The sequence below is a fragment of the Acidisphaera rubrifaciens HS-AP3 genome (genome assembly GCF_000964365.1).
GTDB classification, from domain to species: Bacteria; Pseudomonadota; Alphaproteobacteria; order Acetobacterales; family Acetobacteraceae; genus Acidisphaera; species Acidisphaera rubrifaciens.
In genome coordinates this window covers 1-1,228 of the sequence record NZ_BANB01000735.1, presented here as the reverse complement: position 1 = coordinate 1,228, position 1,228 = coordinate 1, and the positions used below count along the sequence as shown (strand labels likewise).

The window sequence follows — 1,228 nt, the reverse complement described above, 5'->3', positions numbered from 1 at the left end:
GGGGCTGGCGGAGACGGTCGCCGCGATCCGCGCCGCCGGCGGGCGGGCGGAGGCCGAGGTCGCGGATGCCGGGGCGGAGCCCGACGTCCTGCGCCTGATCGACCGGGCGCGCGCGGCGTTCGGCGCTATCCACGCCATGCACGCCAATGCCGGCATCAGCGGCGGCGCCACCACGCTGTTCGACAGCACGGTGGAGATCTGGACCGAGATCCTGCGCGTGAACCTGCTCGGCCCATTCCTGGCGATCAAGCACCTCGCCCCCATCCTGGCCGAGGCCGGGGGCGGGGCCATCGTCTGCACCGCCTCCGTCGCCGGGCTGCGCGCCAACGCCTCCAGCGCGCCCTATGCCGCGAGCAAGGCGGGGGTGATCAGCCTCGTGCAGACCGCCGCCGCCTCGCTCACCGGCACCGGGGTGCGGGTCAACGCCGTCTGCCCCGGCCTGATCGAGACCGGCATGACCCGCCCGATCTTCGACCGCGCCCGCGCCCGCGGCACCACCGACAAGATCGGCCAGCTCAACCCGCTGCAACGCCACGGCCTGCCCGAGGAAATCGCCGCCGCCGCGCTGTTCCTCGCCAGCGACGCCGCGTCCTATGTCAACGGACAGGCGCTCGCGGTCGATGGCGGCCTGTCGGCGATGCTGCCCTTCGCGGGGCGCCCGCACCGCTGATCCGCCAGGGCCAGGACAACGAGGGGGCAGGACAACGGGGCGGCGACGGGGGCGGCGACGGGGGCGGCGGCGGGGGCGATGGTCTATCTGATCATCATCATCATCGGGATGAATGGGACGGCCGCGGCGGTGGACCACGTCCCGTTCGCCGACGCCGCCGCCTGCGCGCACGCACAGGCGGCCATCACCACGCCCTATACCCACACGGTCTGCGTGCCGGAGAGATCACCGACCCCATAGCGGCCGCGCCGATCCCTCCCGTATGCCACATGAATGTCCGTGTCCGCCCGGTGACTTATGCGTCATCCGGCATGAGACTTAGGACGACGGCGCGGCTGCCGCGCCGCCGCGATCGGGGCCATACCTTGCGCCAAGGACGAGGCGCCCTTCCGGACGCCCGCCAGCAACCGGAGGACTTCATCATGATCCGCAACACCATCTTCGCCGCCGCCACCGCCCTCGCGCTGACCGCCGGCGCCGCTGTCGCCCAGCCGGCCCAGGCACAGTCGATCCAGCCGGTGACGCAGGCCGATGTCGGCCACTTCGTCCGCGACGCGA

General features: G+C 72.9%; 2 protein-coding genes. Both read left to right on the top strand.

What is annotated here, in order from left to right:
- The coding region (locus B8460_RS17090) for an SDR family NAD(P)-dependent oxidoreductase (protein ID WP_048862825.1) at positions 1–670 on the top strand (670 nt) is incomplete at its 5' end.
- A gap of 78 nt (positions 671–748) precedes the next feature.
- A complete protein-coding gene (locus tag B8460_RS22290; protein ID WP_158322956.1) occupies positions 749–910 on the top strand; it encodes a hypothetical protein in 162 nt (53 codons plus the stop codon).
- Positions 911–1,228 lie beyond the last annotated feature (318 nt).